13 protein-coding genes are annotated in these 16,936 nt (G+C 41.5%); 8 read left to right on the top strand and 5 right to left on the bottom strand.

The genetic code is table 11. The features are described 5' to 3' along the window. Positions 1-51 precede the first annotated feature (51 nt). Positions 52-1,224 (top strand): acyl-CoA dehydrogenase family protein, encoded by a 1,173-nt coding sequence (locus CDG55_RS12245; protein ID WP_087535615.1) that lies wholly within the window; start codon positions 52-54, stop codon positions 1,222-1,224. A 55-nt stretch (positions 1,225-1,279) separates the two neighbouring features. Here CDG55_RS12245 and CDG55_RS12240 read toward each other — a convergent pair whose 3' ends face one another. The 5 genes from CDG55_RS12240 to CDG55_RS12220 form a co-directional block, all read right to left on the bottom strand. After that, complete coding sequence (locus CDG55_RS12240) at positions 1,280-2,017, bottom strand: hypothetical protein (protein WP_087535616.1); 738 nt, start codon at positions 2,015-2,017, stop codon at positions 1,280-1,282. A gap of 2 nt (positions 2,018-2,019) precedes the next feature. Continuing rightward, positions 2,020-2,748 (bottom strand): hypothetical protein, encoded by a 729-nt coding sequence (locus CDG55_RS12235; RefSeq protein ID WP_087535617.1) that lies wholly within the window; start codon positions 2,746-2,748, stop codon positions 2,020-2,022. A 1-nt stretch (position 2,749) separates the two neighbouring features. Beyond that, on the bottom strand, positions 2,750-3,487 hold the full coding sequence (locus tag CDG55_RS12230) for a hypothetical protein (protein ID WP_087535618.1): 738 nt from the start codon (positions 3,485-3,487) through the stop codon (positions 2,750-2,752). 13 nt (positions 3,488-3,500) lie between these two features. Next, positions 3,501-4,118, bottom strand: coding sequence for a DUF6915 family protein (locus CDG55_RS12225; protein ID WP_087535619.1), 618 nt, complete (start codon positions 4,116-4,118; stop codon positions 3,501-3,503). A 106-nt stretch (positions 4,119-4,224) separates the two neighbouring features. Then, positions 4,225-4,824, bottom strand: coding sequence for a TetR/AcrR family transcriptional regulator (locus CDG55_RS12220; protein ID WP_087535620.1), 600 nt, complete (start codon positions 4,822-4,824; stop codon positions 4,225-4,227). Between the two features lie 194 nt (positions 4,825-5,018). Here CDG55_RS12220 and CDG55_RS12215 point away from each other — a divergent pair, with 194 nt between their 5' ends. The 7 genes from CDG55_RS12215 (at position 5,019) to CDG55_RS12185 (ending at position 16,869) form a co-directional block, all read left to right on the top strand. Further along, positions 5,019-6,824, top strand: coding sequence for an acyclic terpene utilization AtuA family protein (locus tag CDG55_RS12215; RefSeq protein ID WP_087535621.1), 1,806 nt, complete (start codon positions 5,019-5,021; stop codon positions 6,822-6,824). A gap of 17 nt (positions 6,825-6,841) precedes the next feature. Then, positions 6,842-7,762 (top strand): SDR family oxidoreductase, encoded by a 921-nt coding sequence (locus tag CDG55_RS12210; protein WP_087535622.1) that lies wholly within the window; start codon positions 6,842-6,844, stop codon positions 7,760-7,762. A 3-nt stretch (positions 7,763-7,765) separates the two neighbouring features. Continuing rightward, positions 7,766-9,379, top strand: coding sequence for an acyl-CoA carboxylase subunit beta (locus CDG55_RS12205; protein WP_087535623.1), 1,614 nt, complete (start codon positions 7,766-7,768; stop codon positions 9,377-9,379). A gap of 69 nt (positions 9,380-9,448) precedes the next feature. Continuing rightward, positions 9,449-10,609: an acyl-CoA dehydrogenase family protein gene (locus CDG55_RS12200; RefSeq protein WP_005162362.1), complete on the top strand. Its 1,161-nt coding sequence runs from the start codon at positions 9,449-9,451 to the stop codon at positions 10,607-10,609. A gap of 402 nt (positions 10,610-11,011) precedes the next feature. After that, entirely contained in the window at positions 11,012-13,864 is a 2,853-nt protein-coding gene (locus CDG55_RS12195) for an HD domain-containing phosphohydrolase (RefSeq protein WP_087535624.1), read from the top strand. Between the two features lie 234 nt (positions 13,865-14,098). Then, on the top strand, positions 14,099-14,923 hold the full coding sequence (locus CDG55_RS12190; protein WP_087535625.1) for an enoyl-CoA hydratase/isomerase family protein: 825 nt from the start codon (positions 14,099-14,101) through the stop codon (positions 14,921-14,923). Continuing rightward, positions 14,923-16,869 carry an acetyl/propionyl/methylcrotonyl-CoA carboxylase subunit alpha gene (locus CDG55_RS12185; protein ID WP_087535626.1) on the top strand — a complete coding sequence of 649 codons (1,947 nt, stop codon included), beginning with the start codon at positions 14,923-14,925 and terminating at the stop codon, positions 16,867-16,869. The genes CDG55_RS12190 and CDG55_RS12185 overlap by 1 nt, the downstream gene beginning before the upstream one ends. The last annotated feature ends 67 nt before the right edge of the window (positions 16,870-16,936 follow it).

The raw sequence follows: 16,936 nt of genomic DNA, 5'->3' as shown, positions 1-16,936 counted from the left end.
AGCCGTATTTATAAAAGAACAACTCGTTAAATAATAATTTAGGAAAAAGACATGGATGGTTTATCACTTAACCCGATTTATTACACATCTGAACATCGGGCCTTTGCAGACAGTGTCAAACGGTTTGTAGAGAAAGAAATTTCACCTTATGTGAATGAATGGGATGAGGCAGGAATATTTCCACGAGAACTTTATCAAAAGGCTGCAAGTGTCGGTTTAATGGGTCTCGGCTATGATGCTGAACATGGTGGCATTCCCGATGCAGATGCCTTCTACGTGATGTTGGCAGCAATTGAGATGGCAAAAGCTGGATCTGGTGGTGTGCATATTTCGCTTATGATTCATAGCATTGGAACACCACCCATTCATCATTTTGCTCGACCTGAGATTCGTAATGAAGTTATGCCACAGATTATTGCAGGTGAAAAAATATCAGCCTTGGCAATTACAGAGCCTAGTGGCGGTTCTGATGTCGCTGCAATTAAAACCAAAGCAGTTCGAGAAGGAGATCATTTTATTTTGAATGGTGAAAAGACCTTTATCACATCAGGGATGCGAGCAGATTATTATACAGTTGCGGTCAAAACTGATCCAAATGCTCAAGGCGCAAAAGGGATTTCCATGTTATTGGTCGATGCGCATAGTGAGGGAATAACCAAATCACCATTAAAGAAAATGGGTTGGTGGGCATCTGACACTGCACATTTGCATTTTGACAATGTCCAAGTCCCAGTTAGTCATTTGTTAGGCGAGGAAAATGCAGGTTTTAAAGTCATTATGAATAACTTTAATATGGAGCGTTTTTGGCTAGCTGCGATGGCATATGGTTATGCCTTGGTCTGTTATGAGGAAGCCTTAGATTGGGCAAAACAGCGTCAAACTTTTGGAAAGCGCTTGGTGGATCATCAGGTGGTTCGCCACAAACTCGTAGATATGGCAACTCAATTGACTACAACACGAGCATTATTAGAAGATACAGCTTATCGAATGGGACAAAAACAGTTACAAGGGGCAGACCTCATTGCACAAATTTCGATGTCAAAAAATGTAGCGACTCGTACGATGCAATTTTGTGCGGATGCGGCTGTGCAAACTTTGGGTGGAATGGGTTTTATGCGTGGAACGAAATCCGAACGAATTTATCGTGAAGTCAAAGTGAATATGATCGGTGGTGGTGCTGAAGAAATCATGAAGAATTTGATTAGTAAGCAGCTAGGCTATTAGTACCTTCATGGCGAATAAAAAGCGCGGTTAATTTCCGCACTTTTTATTTTCAAATTTATTCTAGCTCAGCTAATTCTTCTAAAGAGATTTGGCGGATTTCAAATATAGGTTGTTTTAGAAATGAATTTAGTGCTTTGATATCAATAAATTTTATGTTGTCGAGTGCAATACCTTCGATACTGTCTTTTTCAGCATCGTAACGAATATCTGGAGTTTGTTCGATAAATTGTTTGAATAACAGCGGACTATCGCTTAATTCTGCAAGAGGTTTGTCCATTATAGCTTCAAACGCATAGTCCATCGCATAAATATTGGCTTCCCACGACACATCACTAAAATTTTCATCTTGGCTAGAAATAATGCTGCCAGTTTCATAGCCACTAAAATAGTCTTCTTCAGAGTTGATCCAAAGCACATAGCAGGGTTGCGTTGCATCGACTTCCAGTAGCTGATACCAGACAATACCTGAGATTTTAGCGAACTCAAATGCATCATCTTCATTCAGTTGAGGGATTTCTCCATCATCAATATCAAAGGTTTTGCCTGTTTTTTCCAAGATAAAAGCTTCAAGTTTTTCATAGGTTTCATCATCTGCCTCACCATTGCCGATGTCATAGTTGCATAGTTCATCATAGTATAAGCCTTCGACGACTAGTGATTTGTATGCCTTTTCAGCTTCAGCTTTATCTGTATAAATCTGCTTGATCGCCCCAGTTGAAACACAATTGGTCAGATGCCATTCATCATTATAGGCAAAGTCATTTTGACGGATGACGTATTGGATGTTGCTCATTTTTACTTTATTCCTTTTAAGTAAGTTTGATTGAGTGATTTTTCAAGTTGATAAATTTCTTCTATTGTCAGATAACGCATCTCAATTGGATTTTTGAGTAAAGGATTGATACTGGTAAGAGCACTAGGTTTAATCACTAGACAAGAGTGATTGTATTCAATATTAGGATGATCTTGAATGAGTCTTTCCAATAGTAAAGGGGAATCACTAAAATCAGCTAGGCTACCAACCAATTCAATATCACTATAAATAGCACGTGAGGTAGAGGGGGAAATATCTGTTAGTAGAGGGTCATTTTCTATAAAATTGGCTTGCAGAAACTGATTCTCCTGAATGTCATATTCAGTTGTTTCATAGCACATTTTGTATTCATTTTTTTGAATATCAAAAAAGACTTGTTGTTTGAGTTGCTTTGGATATTCAAATACAGCATAAACACAACTATCACATTGATTCAGTATGCTAAATAATTCATCTACTGACATTTGAGCTAAAATTTTTTCCTTACCATAAAAGTCATGTTGTTGACCGCATTCAATAATATTCTGAAAGTTGACTTTATGGCTAAAGTCATATTCGAGTTGTTTCCATTTTTGAATCGCATCTTCTTTATTTTCAAATAAAGCTGTCATATGTCCTTGATGCCGTCTATCATGGATATAAGATGAGAAATATTCATCATTATATGAATATGATAAGTGACGAATCACATAGATTTTTTTTCGCTCCATGTTAAGCTTCCTTGGTATTATTTTGGTTTAATGATTTTTCGATCTCATAAATTTCTTCAATGTTTAAACATTGGATTGGGTCTTTTAATAGAGCATTTAAACTATTAAGAGTAGATGAGTCTAATTGTTTTATTCTTAAGAGTTTCCTATCTTCATCATAGTTAAGATTTTCTTCTTGTTGAATCAGTTGTGATAATAGAATTGGTGTATCACTAAGGTCTGATAAGCTGCCATATAGAATAAAAATAAAACTATCAACAGATGGAGAAACGTGACTAAGTAAAGGATCATCCTTGATAAAAGTTGCATCTATAAAATAATTTTTTCTAAAATCATATTCTGTACAGGCATCAGAAAAATGATAGTTATTTTCTGAATTATCCCAAGCTACACCTTGTTTTATTTGTTTTGGATATTCATATAAGTAGTAGGCATGAATATCATTGTGATGAAGAACAGTAAATAACTCTTCTATATCAAGATTTTTCAAATCATTCCATGTGCGATGAGGAAGAATTTCTTCAATGTTAAAAGAAATATCTTCTCTCATAAAATTGTTAAAATTGATTTTATGAGTAAACTCATATTCTAAGCGTTTCCATTCTTGTATGGCTTGCTCTTTATCTTCAAAAATGGCTGTAATATGTCCGATATGGTCATTACTATTCATTAAATTAAAGAAGAACTCATCATCATACCAAAATGAAGAATTGCGTAAGGCATAGATTTTTTCTTCCATGATTAAATTCCTTTTAAGCAATTTTAATTTTTAATTCTTGTAATTTAAGTGCACTTGGTGGTACGGCCATACCATTATCCATCCAAAGCTCAAAACGCATTGGATTGAAAAAGAAGTCTGGACTAATATCAAAATCAATAAACTTTGCTTCACCTTTACCCATCATCGGTAGAATGGTATTGATAAACCAACTGTTATGCGTGATCAGCAAGGACTTTAATTGTCCTGTGACTGATAAAGGTGAGAGTAAGGTCGCAGAGATTTTGGGATCCTCAATCACATCGGAATGGAATTTTTCCAGACGTTTCGCCAGCCCATCAGTGGGAATATCCTGCATGGCTGCAACAAAATCGCCAATAGTTGGAATAAAGCGGTGGTGGAAATCCACCAGTAAATGATCTTTTTCGCACAGGTCTTTGACCTCGATACTTTTACCCGCACTATTTTCGAAGTGATGTCCAAAGATTGGAATAATCACTTCCTGAACCCCCCAAAAGGTATGCAGGATACGATGGCGGTTATCGGTACAAAGCATTTTGGTGCTGTCAATCAAAGCATGAATATCAATATAATCTTCAAGCTCGCCCCCACGACGTTTCACCGAAATATTGGCATGTTGAACTGGATTCATGGCATTATTATTCTGCTGTTATATTGCTTGCAGATTAACAAAGAATTTTTACAATAGAAATACCATGATTGGGTAGAACGTTAAGTTATGTCGTCTCATATCTTACTTATTTTAAAGCCATTTCCCAAATCATTTCAGTCAGCTCATCCACTTTGACTTTACCTTCAGGTCTGTACCAAGTCACCGACCAAGAAATAGAACCACCCACCAATCGACGCCAAATAAATGCATCATGTTTAACTTTGCCTTGATCACGTAATTTTTCAATCACATTGAGCCAAACTTGCTCATATTCATTACGCATCTTTAAAAGATAGTCTTGTTTCTCTTTGGAGAGGGCAAACCATTCATGAACGAGTACGGCCATTGCTGCACCTGTATCCCCAGTAATCGAAATCAGTTCAGCTTTGATTAAATCACGTAATTGTTGTTCTGGCTCATTTGAACGTTCAGCCGCTTCTTTAAGCCGTGCAAAGTTATAAATAATGGTTTGTTCCATGACAGTCGCTAAAATTTCATCTTTACTTTTGAAATGATGGAAAAGACTACCTGACTGGATACCAATAAATTCACCCAATTGGCGAACCGTGGTTTTGTCATAACCTTGTTTATAAAATAGATAAGCAGCGCCAAGCAATAAACGCCCACGTGGGCTATCGTCAAAACATACAATTTTAGGTATTTGCTCAATTGAAGTTGCGATCATGCCAGTCCGTCTATCCTATTAAATCTAGTGAGCATTGTAACAAAATTCATTTCATGAATTGTCTTATCTTTTTATAACAAGCATTTGCTTGGATTTGTCTATTTTTGCCAATACAGCATATCATTATGTACTTTACAAACCAAGCACTTGCTTGGTAATGTTATGCCAATTTAGAAATAACAATGAGAAAGCGCATGACAAGCATCAAGCAGGATGATCAGAAGGTAATCAAAATTGGGTGTGCATCAGGCTTTTGGGGGGATACCAACACAGCCGCTTTTCAGTTGGTACATTTAAGTGATATTGATTATTTAGTGTTTGATTATTTGTCAGAAATTACCATGTCGATCATGGCAAAGGCAATGATGACTGATCCAAATCATGGTTATGCATTGGATTTTGTTAGCCGAGTGATGGCACCACTGATTAATAAAATTGCTGAGAAAAAAATCAAAGTCATTAGTAATGCTGGCGGTGTTAATCCTTTAGCGTGTCGTGATGCCTTACAAAAAATAATTGATGAAAAGGGACTAGATTTAAAAGTTGCAGTGGTACTTGGTGATGATGTACTGCCTAAACATGCTGAATTACTCAAACAAAATGTTCATGAAATGTTTAATGGCGAGGCTTTGCCTGCGCATGTTGCCAGTAGCAATGCCTATCTAGGAGCCGTTGCGATTCGTGATGCCTTGGACTTGGGCGCAGATATTGTGATTACGGGGCGGGTGGTCGATTCGGCGGTTGTGCTTGCACCCCTACTGCATGAATACAAATGGTCACTGGATGATTATGATAAGTTGGCACAGGGTTCATTGGCAGGGCATGTGATTGAATGTGGTGCTCAATGTACAGGTGGTAATTTTACTGATTGGCGCTTGGTGCAAGTCTTTGACAATATGGGCTTTCCAATTGTAGTAGTCAGTGCCGATGCTTCCTTTATTGTGACTAAACCACAAGGCACAGGTGGCTTGGTTTCAACAGCAACAGTCGCAGAACAAATTGTTTATGAGATTGGTAATCCTCAAGCTTATTTACTTCCTGATGTGACGGCTGATTTTAGCCAAGTTCATTTAGAGCAAATCGGTGAGGATCGAGTAAAAGTTACAGGTGCAACTGGTCGTGCACCAACGCAGCAATATAAAGTCAGTGCTACCTATGCGGATGGTTATCGTGTTTTAGTGAGCTTCTTAATTGCAGGTCGTGAAGCTCCTGAAAAAGCGCAAACCATTGCTGATGCGATTCTAAATAAATGCGAACGTGTATTAGCTTTACGTTCAGTTCCGCCATTTAGTGAAAAATCGGTGGAGATTCTTGGGATTGAAAGTACCTATGGTTCACATTCAAGAATCAAGGACAGCCGTGAAGTGGTGGTCAAGATTGCTGTGAAACACATGTTTAAAGAAGCCTGTATGTTCTTTGCTTCGGAAATTGCACAGGCATCTACAGGTATGGCACCAGCTTTGGCAGGCATTGTCGGTGGTCGTCCTAAAGCTTCGGCAGTGGTGAAGCTTTTCTCTTTCTTAATTGATAAAGATCAAATCAAGGTTGAGGTAGATTTTGCAGGGCAACGTCATCCAGTTCAGATTCCAACAGGCTTAGCTCCACAAGATATTAACCTGCATTCAGTGGGTGAAGTGGCGAGCTATCAAGGCGATGAAATTGAAGTGCCGTTAATTGAAGTGGCACATGCGCGCAGTGGTGACAAAGGCAATCATAGTAATATCGGGGTGATTGCACGTAAGACAGAGTATTTACCTTGGATTCGGGCAGCACTAACAGAAGCCAATGTTGCAGACTATATGCAGCATGTACTTGATCCTGAAAAATCAAAAGTGATTCGTTATGAATTGCCAGCCATGAATGCACTGAATTTTATGTTGGAAAATGCATTGGGTGGTGGTGGGATTGCCAGTCTGCGTATTGATCCGCAAGGTAAGGCATTTGCACAGCAATTGTTAGATATGCCAGTCAAAGTACCAGCACAACTATTAGAAAAATAAGTAAGGATGTAAATCAAATGAGTTATCAATCAATTTTCAGGGCAGATGCATTTGCTGACAAAGTGATTGTCGTGACAGGCGGAGGTTCTGGTATTGGTCGTTGTACCGCACACGAATTGGCTTCTTTAGGCGCTCAGGTGGTGATCACAGGGCGCAAAATTGAAAAGTTAGAAAAAGTCAGCCAAGAAATTTTAGAGGATGGCGGCAAAGTCCATTTCATCGTGTGTGATAACCGTGATGAAGAACAAGTCAAAAACATGATTGCGGAAGTCATTGAAAAATTTGGCAAGCTAGATGGTTTGGCCAATAACGCAGGTGGGCAATTTCCATCTGCACTTGAAAGTATTTCTGCCAATGGCTTTGATGCGGTAGTGCGTAATAACTTGCATTCAACTTTTTACCTGATGCGTGAAGCTTATAACCAATGGATGGCAAAACACGGCGGTAGCATTGTTAATATGGCTGCCGATATGTGGGGCGGCATGCCAGGTATGGGACATTCTGGTGCAGCACGTTCAGGTGTGGATAACCTAACCAAAACCGCTTCAGTCGAGTGGGGACGTTCAGGCGTTCGGGTTAATTGTGTCGCGCCGGGTTGGATTATTTCTTCTGGTATGGATAACTACAGTGGTGACTTTGCCAAATTTATTATTCCAAGTTTGGCAGGTAATGTGCCCTTAAAACGAATGGGTACTGAGTCGGAAATTTCTTCAGCGATTTGTTATTTACTCTCTGATGCTGCTGCATTTGTTTCAGGTGTGACCTTAAGAGTTGATGGCGCTGCTTCACAAGGAACACGGATGTATCCGTTAGCAGATGCAACCAATAGCCAGTCTTTTAATGGCTTCCATCGTGCATTTATTCCTGATGTACTCAAAGATCAGATTGAAAAAGCAGAACAACAATCTGCCCAAGCGCAAGATGCAAACAAGGATTAAACCATGACGATTCTTCAATCTGAAATTGCAGTTGGTAGTGAACAATACCAACAAAACAGAGACGCTCTATTAAACCAAATTGCAGAAGTGCGTGCCGTACAGCAAAAAGGTATTGATAAGTCTTATGCAGCAAAACCGAAGTTTGATAAGAAGGGCAAAATTCTTCCACACGAACGTGTACGTTTACTTCTCGATGCTGATTCACCTTTTGTCGAGCTATGCGGTCTCGTTGGCTACAACATGCATGATGATAAAGATGGCTCTGAAGCGGGTGGGGGTATTATTGCAGGAATTGGTTTTGTCAGTGGCGTTCGTGCGTTAGTTACTGCCAGTAATAGCGCAATCAAAGGCGGCACCATGTCGCCGATGGGTGTACAAAAAACCTTACGTTTGCAAAAGATTGCGCTTGAACAAAAATTACCGATTGTGACATTGACCGAAAGTGGCGGCGCAAATTTAAATTATGCAGCCGAAGTATTTACTTATGGCGGTATGACTTTTGCCAATCAGGCACGAATGTCTGCGGCAGGGATTCCGCAGATATCGGTGGTACATGGTAATGCCACCGCAGGTGGTGCGTATCAACCAGGTCTATCTGACTATGTGATTGCCGTGCGTAAGCAAACGGAAATGTTATTGGCTGGTCCCCCATTATTGTTAGCAGCAACAGGTGAAGTGGCAACGGCTGAGGAACTCGGTGGTGCTGAAATGCATACCCAGGTTTCAGGTGTAGCAGAATATTTGGCGGAAAATGATGCAGATGGGATTCGACTTGCTCGTGAGATTTTAGAGCATTTGAATTGGAAGGAACAAACCACTAGTCTAAATCAACACTACAAAGAACCGCGTTTCGCACCTGAAGAATTACTTGGCATCATTCCCAAAGATCCAAAGCAACCTTTTGATATGAAAGAGGTGGTGGCACGGATTATTGATGATTCTGATTTCCTGGAATTTAAGCAGGAATACGATGCTCTAACCGTTTGCGGTTGGGCAAAAATGGGTGGGGTACATATTGGCATCATTACCAATAATGGTCCGATCACCCCACAAGGGGCAGTCAAGGCTGCGCAGTTTATCCATCTTTGTGAACAAACCCAGCGCCCACTTTTATTTTTGCATAACACTACAGGCTTTATGGTCGGAACCGATGCTGAACAGAATGGCATTATCAAGCATGGTTCCAAGCTGATTCAGGCGGTTGCCAATGCAACTGTACCGAAAATCTCGATTGTAGTGGCGGGTTCCTATGGCGCAGGGAACTATGCCATGTGTGGACGTAGTTTATCGCCAAACTTTATTTTTGCTTGGCCAAATTCACATGTGGCGGTGATGGGTTCAGCTCAAGCTGGAAAAGTGTTGCGTATCGTGGCTGAAGGGAAGCAAAAAGCTTCAGGTATGGAACCGAATCCACAAATGTTGGATTTTCTAGAACAAAGTACGTCGATGAAATTGGAACAGCAATCGACCGCTTTATTTAATACAGCGATGTTACATGATGACGGCATTATCGATCCTAGAGATACACGTAAAGTATTGATCTTCTTGCTACAGACCATTTATGAAGCACAGCAACGCGAGTTAAATCCAACGCGTTTTGGTGTGTCTAGATTTTAATTTTTAATACCCGCATCCTAGCCTTCTCCCTGAGGGAGAGGGGAAAAACAATTTTTAAGGAAAAAAATAATGAAATTTACCGCAGAGCATGAAGCATTACGCCGTACCGCACGTCAGTTTGTAGAAAACGAACTTAATCCGTTTATTCCCGAATGGGAAGCAGCGGGACGTTTTCCGATCCATGACGTCTTTAAGAAAATGGCAGATTTAGGCTTGCTAGGTATTTGTAAGCCCGAAGAAAACGGCGGCTTGGGTTTAGATTATTCGTATAACCTTGTGGTGGCAGAAGAATTAGGACGTGCAGCATGTGGTGGTGTGCCTTTGGCGATTGGTGTGCAAACCGATATGGCAACACCTGCACTTGCTCGTTTTGGTAGTAAAGAACTGAGAGAAGAGTTTCTGAATCCTGCGATTCGTGGTGAATATGTGGCATCAATTGCAGTTTCAGAAGTGCATGCAGGTTCAGATGTTGCAGCGGTTAAAACCACCGCAAAAAAAGATGGTGATGATTATGTGATTAATGGCAGCAAAATGTGGATTACTAATTCACTGCAAGCAGACTTCTTCTGCTTACTTGCCAATACCTCTGACGACAAACCACATGTCAATAAATCAATGATTATTGTTCCTGCGAAGACTGCAGGCATTAGTTTCTCAGAACCACTGAATAAGCTAGGAATGCGCTCCACCACAACGGCTCAAGTTTATTTCGATAACGTTCGTGTACCACAGCGCAATCTGGTGGGTGCTGAGGGTATGGGCTTCATGATGCAGATGATGCAGTTTCAGGAAGAACGTATGTGGGCATGTGCAAATGCTGTGGGTGGTTTGGAAAATGTGATTCAACAAACCATTGATTATACGAAAGAACGGACGACATTTGGTCAGCCACTCATCAATAATCAATATGTGCATTTCCGTTTTGCTGAATTGATGACTGAAGTTGAAGCGCTAAAAGCACTTACTTATCAAGCTTGTGAACAACACATTGCTGGTGAAAATGTCACCATGATGGCTTCGATGGCAAAGCTCAAAGCAGGGCGCTTAACTCGAGAAGTGGCGGATAGCTGCCTACAATATTGGGGTGGAAATGGCTTTATGTGGGAGAACCCTGCTTCGCAACTGTACCGTGATGGACGTTTAGGTTCCATTGGTGGTGGTGCAGATGAAATCATGCTCGGAATTATCTGTAAATTGATGGATATCTTGCCGAAGAAGCAGAAAGGGTGATCTAAAGTTAATTTATATTTTAGCTATGTCTAAATCCTCCCTGAGATGCGGCTTAAGCATCGTGGTAGGGAGGATTTAGAAAGGTAAAATTAAAAATACTGAAAGATTGTTATACATCAAGTAGCTAAAGTGTGGCTTTGCATTATCCCGATAATAAAACGAAATATTTTACCTATAACAATAGTTGTGAAATCTTTATAAAAACATCAATATTTATTTGATATCAATTATTTAATTTTTTCAATTCATCGCAATTTTTTCCCTCTAGATTGTCATGTTCAGGGTATTCACTTATGATGTTTGTGATGACCTACTAAAATAGAATGTTATACAAATACCCAGAATATTTAAAAAAATATTGGCCTTTTGTCGTGTGCAACATACAACACATGGAACAAAGATATGCAAAGCATAATGCAGCGGCTCCAACATAAATGGCGTATTCGCATGGTGATGACCATGATGATGATCATTGCCATCACATTGACATCCGTCACTTTTACAACAGTTAACTGGTTTGAGGCAAAGACTTTGCTTCTGGATGCCGCAACTAGCAAGGCGGAAATGACCAGTCAAATCACGGAACAAAAAGTACAACAAATTATTGATCCTGCTGAAGCATTGCTGCGCGTTCTGGCCTTTGATCCTGTGGTTGAAGCCAGCACATTGCCCCAGCGGTTGCAACGCCTAGAGGCCTTTACTACCAATTTGTATGCCAATCCATTATTAACGGCTGTGTATATTGGGTATGATAATGGTGATTATTTTCTGGTGAGTCCATTAACCAAGGCGACATTACGTCAGAGCTATCGCGCACCAGAACACGCAAAATACGTGGTTCGCACATTGTTGGGACAGGTAGGAGAAAAGCGTACACACCAACTTTTATTCTATGATCAGCAGCTCAACCTGATTGAGCAACGTATAGATCCCGACTATGTGTATGATCCTCGGCAACGTCCCTGGTATAACAATGCGCTTGCCACCACAGATGTTGCCATTTCAAAACCCTATATTTATGCAGATACACCTTTGATGGGTATAACACTTTCCATGCGCAGCAGTAATTCCCATGCGATTGTTGCGATGGATTTACCCTTAAATGGAATTAAGGATGCACTGCAACAATTGAGTATTACCCCCCATAGTCAAATTGCATTGGTGGATAGTCAGGGCGAAGTGATTGGGGTCAATATGGGTTCAGCTATTGATCAAGCCACATCCAACACACAAGCCCCTGCACTGCAACATCTGGAAAACACAGCCTTATTACAGTTGTGGCAGTTACCATCACAAACTCAGGTAATGACCTATCAGGCTGATGATCAACAATGGTTGGGACGGAAGATTGAACTTGCCCAATATCGTGAACTGGGGCTACAGCTATTGGTTGCCATTCCAAGTCAAGAGTTACTCAAGGATTTGCCTGTTTATCGTCGCCAGATGATTGGGATTGCGATTGTTTTGGGGATGTTGCTTCTTGCTTTGGGAGCATGGCTTGGACATCGTATTGGCCAGATTATTGAACAGCATATTCGTCGTGTTCGGCAGATGTCACATTTTGATTTTAGTCGTCCTAGCCCTGAGTTTAGTTTGTTGTATGAAGCCTATCAACTGACGGATGTTACGGATGATGTGAGCCGTACCATGGAAGCATTGTTAAAAATCAGTCAGGTACTGCAAGCTGAACCGCAGATTGATACCATGCTGAATAAAGTACTTCGGTTGTTTGTAGAGGCCGTTCGTTGTGATAGTGGCGCAGTGTATCTTTACCAGTCAAAAGATAACAGTTGGCAAAAAAAAGCCGCCTATGGACGACAAGATCAGGTGGATGCCGTTGCGGCACAATTGGGTAACATTGAGAATCAGCAGCCTAACCGCCATGCCCTGTGTCAGGCCTTTGCCATACGCGGGCGTGATGGACACATTCTGGGTTATGTGATTTTAGAGCATAAAGGTGATCATGAACATACGTCACAAAACTTCCTGATTTTTAGTGAACGATTAACTGGAATGTTGGCAATTCCAATTGAAACAAGGCAATTGATTGAATCACAGAAAGCGCTTCTGGAGGCTTTCATTCTGGTTCTTGCCGATGCGATTGATACTAAGAGTGCCCATACAGGAGGCCATTGTCGTCGTGTGCCCAAACTGGCAATGATGATTGTGGATCACTTGTCAGCAGAAACACAAGGGCAATATGCTGATTTCCATTGCAATGCGGATGATCGTGAGGCTTTCCGTCTGGCAGCATGGCTACATGACTGTGGTAAGATTACCACGCCTGAACATATTATTGACAAAGCCACCAAACTGGAAACCTTGTACAACCGTATCCATGAAATCCGTACCCGTTTTGAAGTGTTATATCGTGATGCCGAGATAGCGTGTCTAAAGGCTCAACTGACAGGAACAGAACAGGCATGTGCAGAAGCTCAGCGTGATGCACAGTATGCGCAACTACAGGATGATTTTGCCTTTATTGCCAAATGCAATATTGGAGGGGAATTTTTAAGTGATGAGACGATTTTACGTTTAGAACAGATCGGGCAGCGAACATGGTTACGTCATTTTGATAACCGTCTTGGGCTATCGCTACTGGAACAGTCACTTTATCATCATCCTGCGCCGCCACTCCCCGTACAGGAGCGACTATTGGCAGATAAACCTGAGCATATCGTTGCATGGGATGAAAATTATAAACCCCATGTAGAGCGGGATGATCCATTAAACATGCATGGTTTTGACATGCAACTTCCACATTACCAAAGAAATACTGGGGAAATTTATAATCTCAGTATTCGCCGAGGGACACTGACCAACGAAGATCGTTTTGCGATTAACAATCATATCGTCCAGACCCTGATTATGCTGACCAAATTACCTTGGCCCAAGCATTTGCAGCGTATTCCCGACCTTGCCACTAACCATCATGAACGTATGGATGGACAGGGTTATCCAAGACGCTTACAAGCGGCACAAATGTCTGTTGAGGAGCGTGTTCTGGCATTGGCCGATGTCTTTGAGGCGCTCACTGCCGCGGATCGTCCTTACAAATCTGCCAAAACCATTTCTGAGTCGCTGATGATCATGGCAAAAATGTGTCAGGAAAATCATCTTGACCGTACACTGTTTATCTATTTTGTCCAAAGTCGTTTATGGCTGGATTATGCCCAACAGTTTATTCCACCTCATCAAATTGATGAGGTAGATATAGACGCTGTGGTGCGTACCGCCAAAGCTAATCACGCATGATAATGCTTATTTCACAAACCAAGCACTTGCTTGGTTTGTGAAGTGGGGATATATTGTGAAGCATGGCTGGGTTGATTTGAGGGGCTGAGGTCATGGTCATCTAGGCTATAACAATGTCATATGTTGGGCAAGGATCTTTGATCCAGGTAATGCTGCCCCTGTGATCATGTGGTTGCGTATGACGTTGATCCTGTATAGCTAACCTGTGATTAAGAATGAAAAATTAGGAATAAAATGAGTAATCTGGATACTTTACAAGTGGATGACAGCATCCAGCTTGAACGACAAGGCAGTATTTTAACGCTATGGTTGAACCGACCTGAAAGCCGTAATGCCATGAGTCTCAACATGGTCAATGCCATTCAGCAGGTCTTTGCTTATATTGCCGAAGATAGCTCGATTCGTGCCGTAATCCTGCGTGGAAAAGGCGGGCATTTCTGTGCAGGTGGTGATATTAAAGATATGGCAGCTTTGCGTGTTGAAGTGGCGAATGTGGGCAGTTTACAGCCTTATGTTGATTTTAACCGCCGTTTTGGTGCCATGATTGAACAAGTTGATCAAGCTCCTCAAACGGTTGTTGCAATTTTAGAAGGGGCAGTGCTCGGCGGTGGCTTTGGTTTAGCATGTGTCTCTGATATAGCGATTAGTCGTGATAATGCTCAGTTTGGCTTACCTGAAACAGGTCTTGGGGTATTACCTGCTCAAATTGCACCATTCGTGGTGAAACGGATTGGACTGACTCAAGCCCGTCGTTTGGCACTGTTAGGTTCACGTTTTAATGGTGAGACTGCGCAGAAGTTAGGTGTGATACATGAAGTTGTGCGTGATGACGCTGAGCTTGAGCAATTACTTACTGATACCGTTCAACAGATCAAACGTGCTGCACCGATGGCATCTCGAAACACCAAGGCATTGCTACATCGGACGTTAAATGAGCCTCTAGATTCTTTACTTGACGATGCTGCACAGCAGTTTGCTCAAGCCGTTGGTGGGGTAGAGGGGCAAGAAGGCACGATGGCATTTATTCAAAAACGTTTACCAACTTGGACTGAGCAATAATGAAATTTTCAAAAGTTTTAGTTGCAAATCGTGGTGAAATCGCAGTTCGTGTGATGCAAACGGCCAAAGCAATGGGCTATCAGACCGTTGCTGTGTATTCAGATGCAGATGAAAATGCACGCCATGTTCAAGTTGCCGATGAGGCGGTTTATATCGGGCCATCTAAAGTTTCAGAATCTTATTTGTCGATCACCAATATCATTGAAGCCTGCAAAAAGACAGGCGCAGATGCGGTCCATCCTGGTTATGGTTTCTTGTCTGAAAATACCGATTTTGCCCAAGCTTGTAGCGACAACGGTATCACCTTTATTGGGCCAAACGCCGCTGCGATTCATTTAATGGGCAGTAAGCGTTTATCTAAAATTGCCATGATTGAAGCGGGTGTACCGTGTGTACCTGGTTATGAGGGTGATCAGCAAGAGATTGAATACTTGGCTGAGCAAGCGGAAAAAATTGGTTTTCCATTGATGGTCAAAGCATCTGCTGGTGGTGGTGGACGTGGCATGCGTTTGGTGCAGCAGTCTGTTGATTTGTTGGAAGCTTTAAAAACTGCACGTTCAGAGGCCGAAAATGCCTTTGGTTCAGGTGAGTTAATTATTGAAAAAGCGGTGATCGCACCTCGTCATGTAGAGATCCAAGTGTTTGGTGACACACATGGCAATTATGTTTATTTGTTTGAAAGAGATTGCTCAATTCAACGCCGTCATCAAAAAGTGGTGGAAGAAGCACCATGCCCAGTAATGACATCTGAGTTACGCCAAAAAATGGGAGAGGCTGCGGTGGCGGCAGCAAAATCCTGTGATTATATCGGCGCAGGTACGGTTGAATTTTTACTGGATCAGTCTGGCGAATTTTATTTCCTTGAAATGAATACTCGTTTACAAGTTGAGCATCCTGTGACAGAAATGATTACGGGACTAGATTTGGTCGAGTGGCAACTGCGTGTCGCCAATGGTGAAACTCTGCCGTTACAACAACATGAACTGACTCTAAATGGCCATGCGATTGAAGTACGCTTATATGCCGAAGATCCACGTCAGGACTTCTTGCCACAAACGGGAAAAGTATTACGTTGGCAGCCTGCGGCGTTGCCTAATGTCCGTATTGATCATGGCATGTTAGAGGCGGGTGAAATTAGCCCATTCTATGATCCGATGGTCGCGAAGGTGATTGCCTATGGTAAAACCCGTCAGGATGCGATTCGTCTATTAGCGCGTGCAGTAGATGATTGTGTATTGCTTGGTGTAAATAGCAATAAACAATTTTTGGTAAATTTATTGCGGCATCCGATTATTGTGGCGGGTGATACCAATACTGCATTTATCCAGCAGCATTTTCAGGATGATGTTAGCCTACATCAACAAGTTCCAACCCTCGAAAGTTTAGCGATTGCAGCAACACTATTTGCGCAACACAAGGCTTCAAAAACGGCATGGCAAACAGGTATTGCAACGCCGCTACCATTAAAGTTGAAATGTGCAGATCAACAACTGTCACTACAAGTCGAAATGGATCAACAGCAAGTTACCGTGCGATTATGTGATCAGCAAAGTACGGTGGATGTGGTTGAGATAAGTGATACTCAGATCATCTATAAGGTTGATGGCGTGCGCCGTAAATTGAGTTATGTACTTGATCAAAACCAACTCTATTTAGATACAGCAAATGGTAATTTAGTGATTGAAAATATCACCTATGCTGCACCTGAAGCTGCTGAAGTGGTAGGGGATGGTAAAATCCGTGCGCCGATGGATGGGGCGATTGTGAATCTATTGGTTAATGCTGGAGACGCGGTTGTTAAGGGACAAACCTTATTGATTCTGGAGGCTATGAAAATCCAGCAACAAATCAAGTCGGATGTTGACGGCGTGGTAGATGAGCTGATTGGTCAAATTGGACAACAAGTGAAAAAACGACAATTATTATTAAATGTCGCAATTGCATAAAATGTGTAAATTAAAAAGCTAGGTTCCACGCCTAGCTTTTTAATAGCTTTTCAACCGTGATCAGTGA

It is taken from the genome of Acinetobacter sp. WCHA45, from assembly GCF_002165255.2.
Taxonomy (GTDB): Bacteria; Pseudomonadota; Gammaproteobacteria; order Pseudomonadales; family Moraxellaceae; genus Acinetobacter.
This window is presented reverse-complemented; position numbering and strand designations above follow the sequence as displayed.

Coding starts and splice junctions, on each gene's coding strand:
- CDG55_RS12200 (WP_005162362.1), top strand. CDS start 9,449: ATGAAATTTACCGCAGAGCATGAAGCATTACGCCGTACCGCACGTCAG.
- CDG55_RS12220 (WP_087535620.1), bottom strand. CDS start 4,824: ATGATCGCAACTTCAATTGAGCAAATACCTAAAATTGTATGTTTTGAC.
- CDG55_RS12210 (WP_087535622.1), top strand. CDS start 6,842: ATGAGTTATCAATCAATTTTCAGGGCAGATGCATTTGCTGACAAAGTG.
- CDG55_RS12240 (WP_087535616.1), bottom strand. CDS start 2,017: ATGAGCAACATCCAATACGTCATCCGTCAAAATGACTTTGCCTATAAT.
- CDG55_RS12190 (WP_087535625.1), top strand. CDS start 14,099: ATGAGTAATCTGGATACTTTACAAGTGGATGACAGCATCCAGCTTGAA.
- CDG55_RS12235 (WP_087535617.1), bottom strand. CDS start 2,748: ATGGAGCGAAAAAAAATCTATGTGATTCGTCACTTATCATATTCATAT.
- CDG55_RS12230 (WP_087535618.1), bottom strand. CDS start 3,487: ATGGAAGAAAAAATCTATGCCTTACGCAATTCTTCATTTTGGTATGAT.
- CDG55_RS12215 (WP_087535621.1), top strand. CDS start 5,019: ATGACAAGCATCAAGCAGGATGATCAGAAGGTAATCAAAATTGGGTGT.
- CDG55_RS12225 (WP_087535619.1), bottom strand. CDS start 4,118: ATGAATCCAGTTCAACATGCCAATATTTCGGTGAAACGTCGTGGGGGC.
- CDG55_RS12195 (WP_087535624.1), top strand. CDS start 11,012: ATGCAAAGCATAATGCAGCGGCTCCAACATAAATGGCGTATTCGCATG.
- CDG55_RS12245 (WP_087535615.1), top strand. CDS start 52: ATGGATGGTTTATCACTTAACCCGATTTATTACACATCTGAACATCGG.
- CDG55_RS12205 (WP_087535623.1), top strand. CDS start 7,766: ATGACGATTCTTCAATCTGAAATTGCAGTTGGTAGTGAACAATACCAA.
- CDG55_RS12185 (WP_087535626.1), top strand. CDS start 14,923: ATGAAATTTTCAAAAGTTTTAGTTGCAAATCGTGGTGAAATCGCAGTT.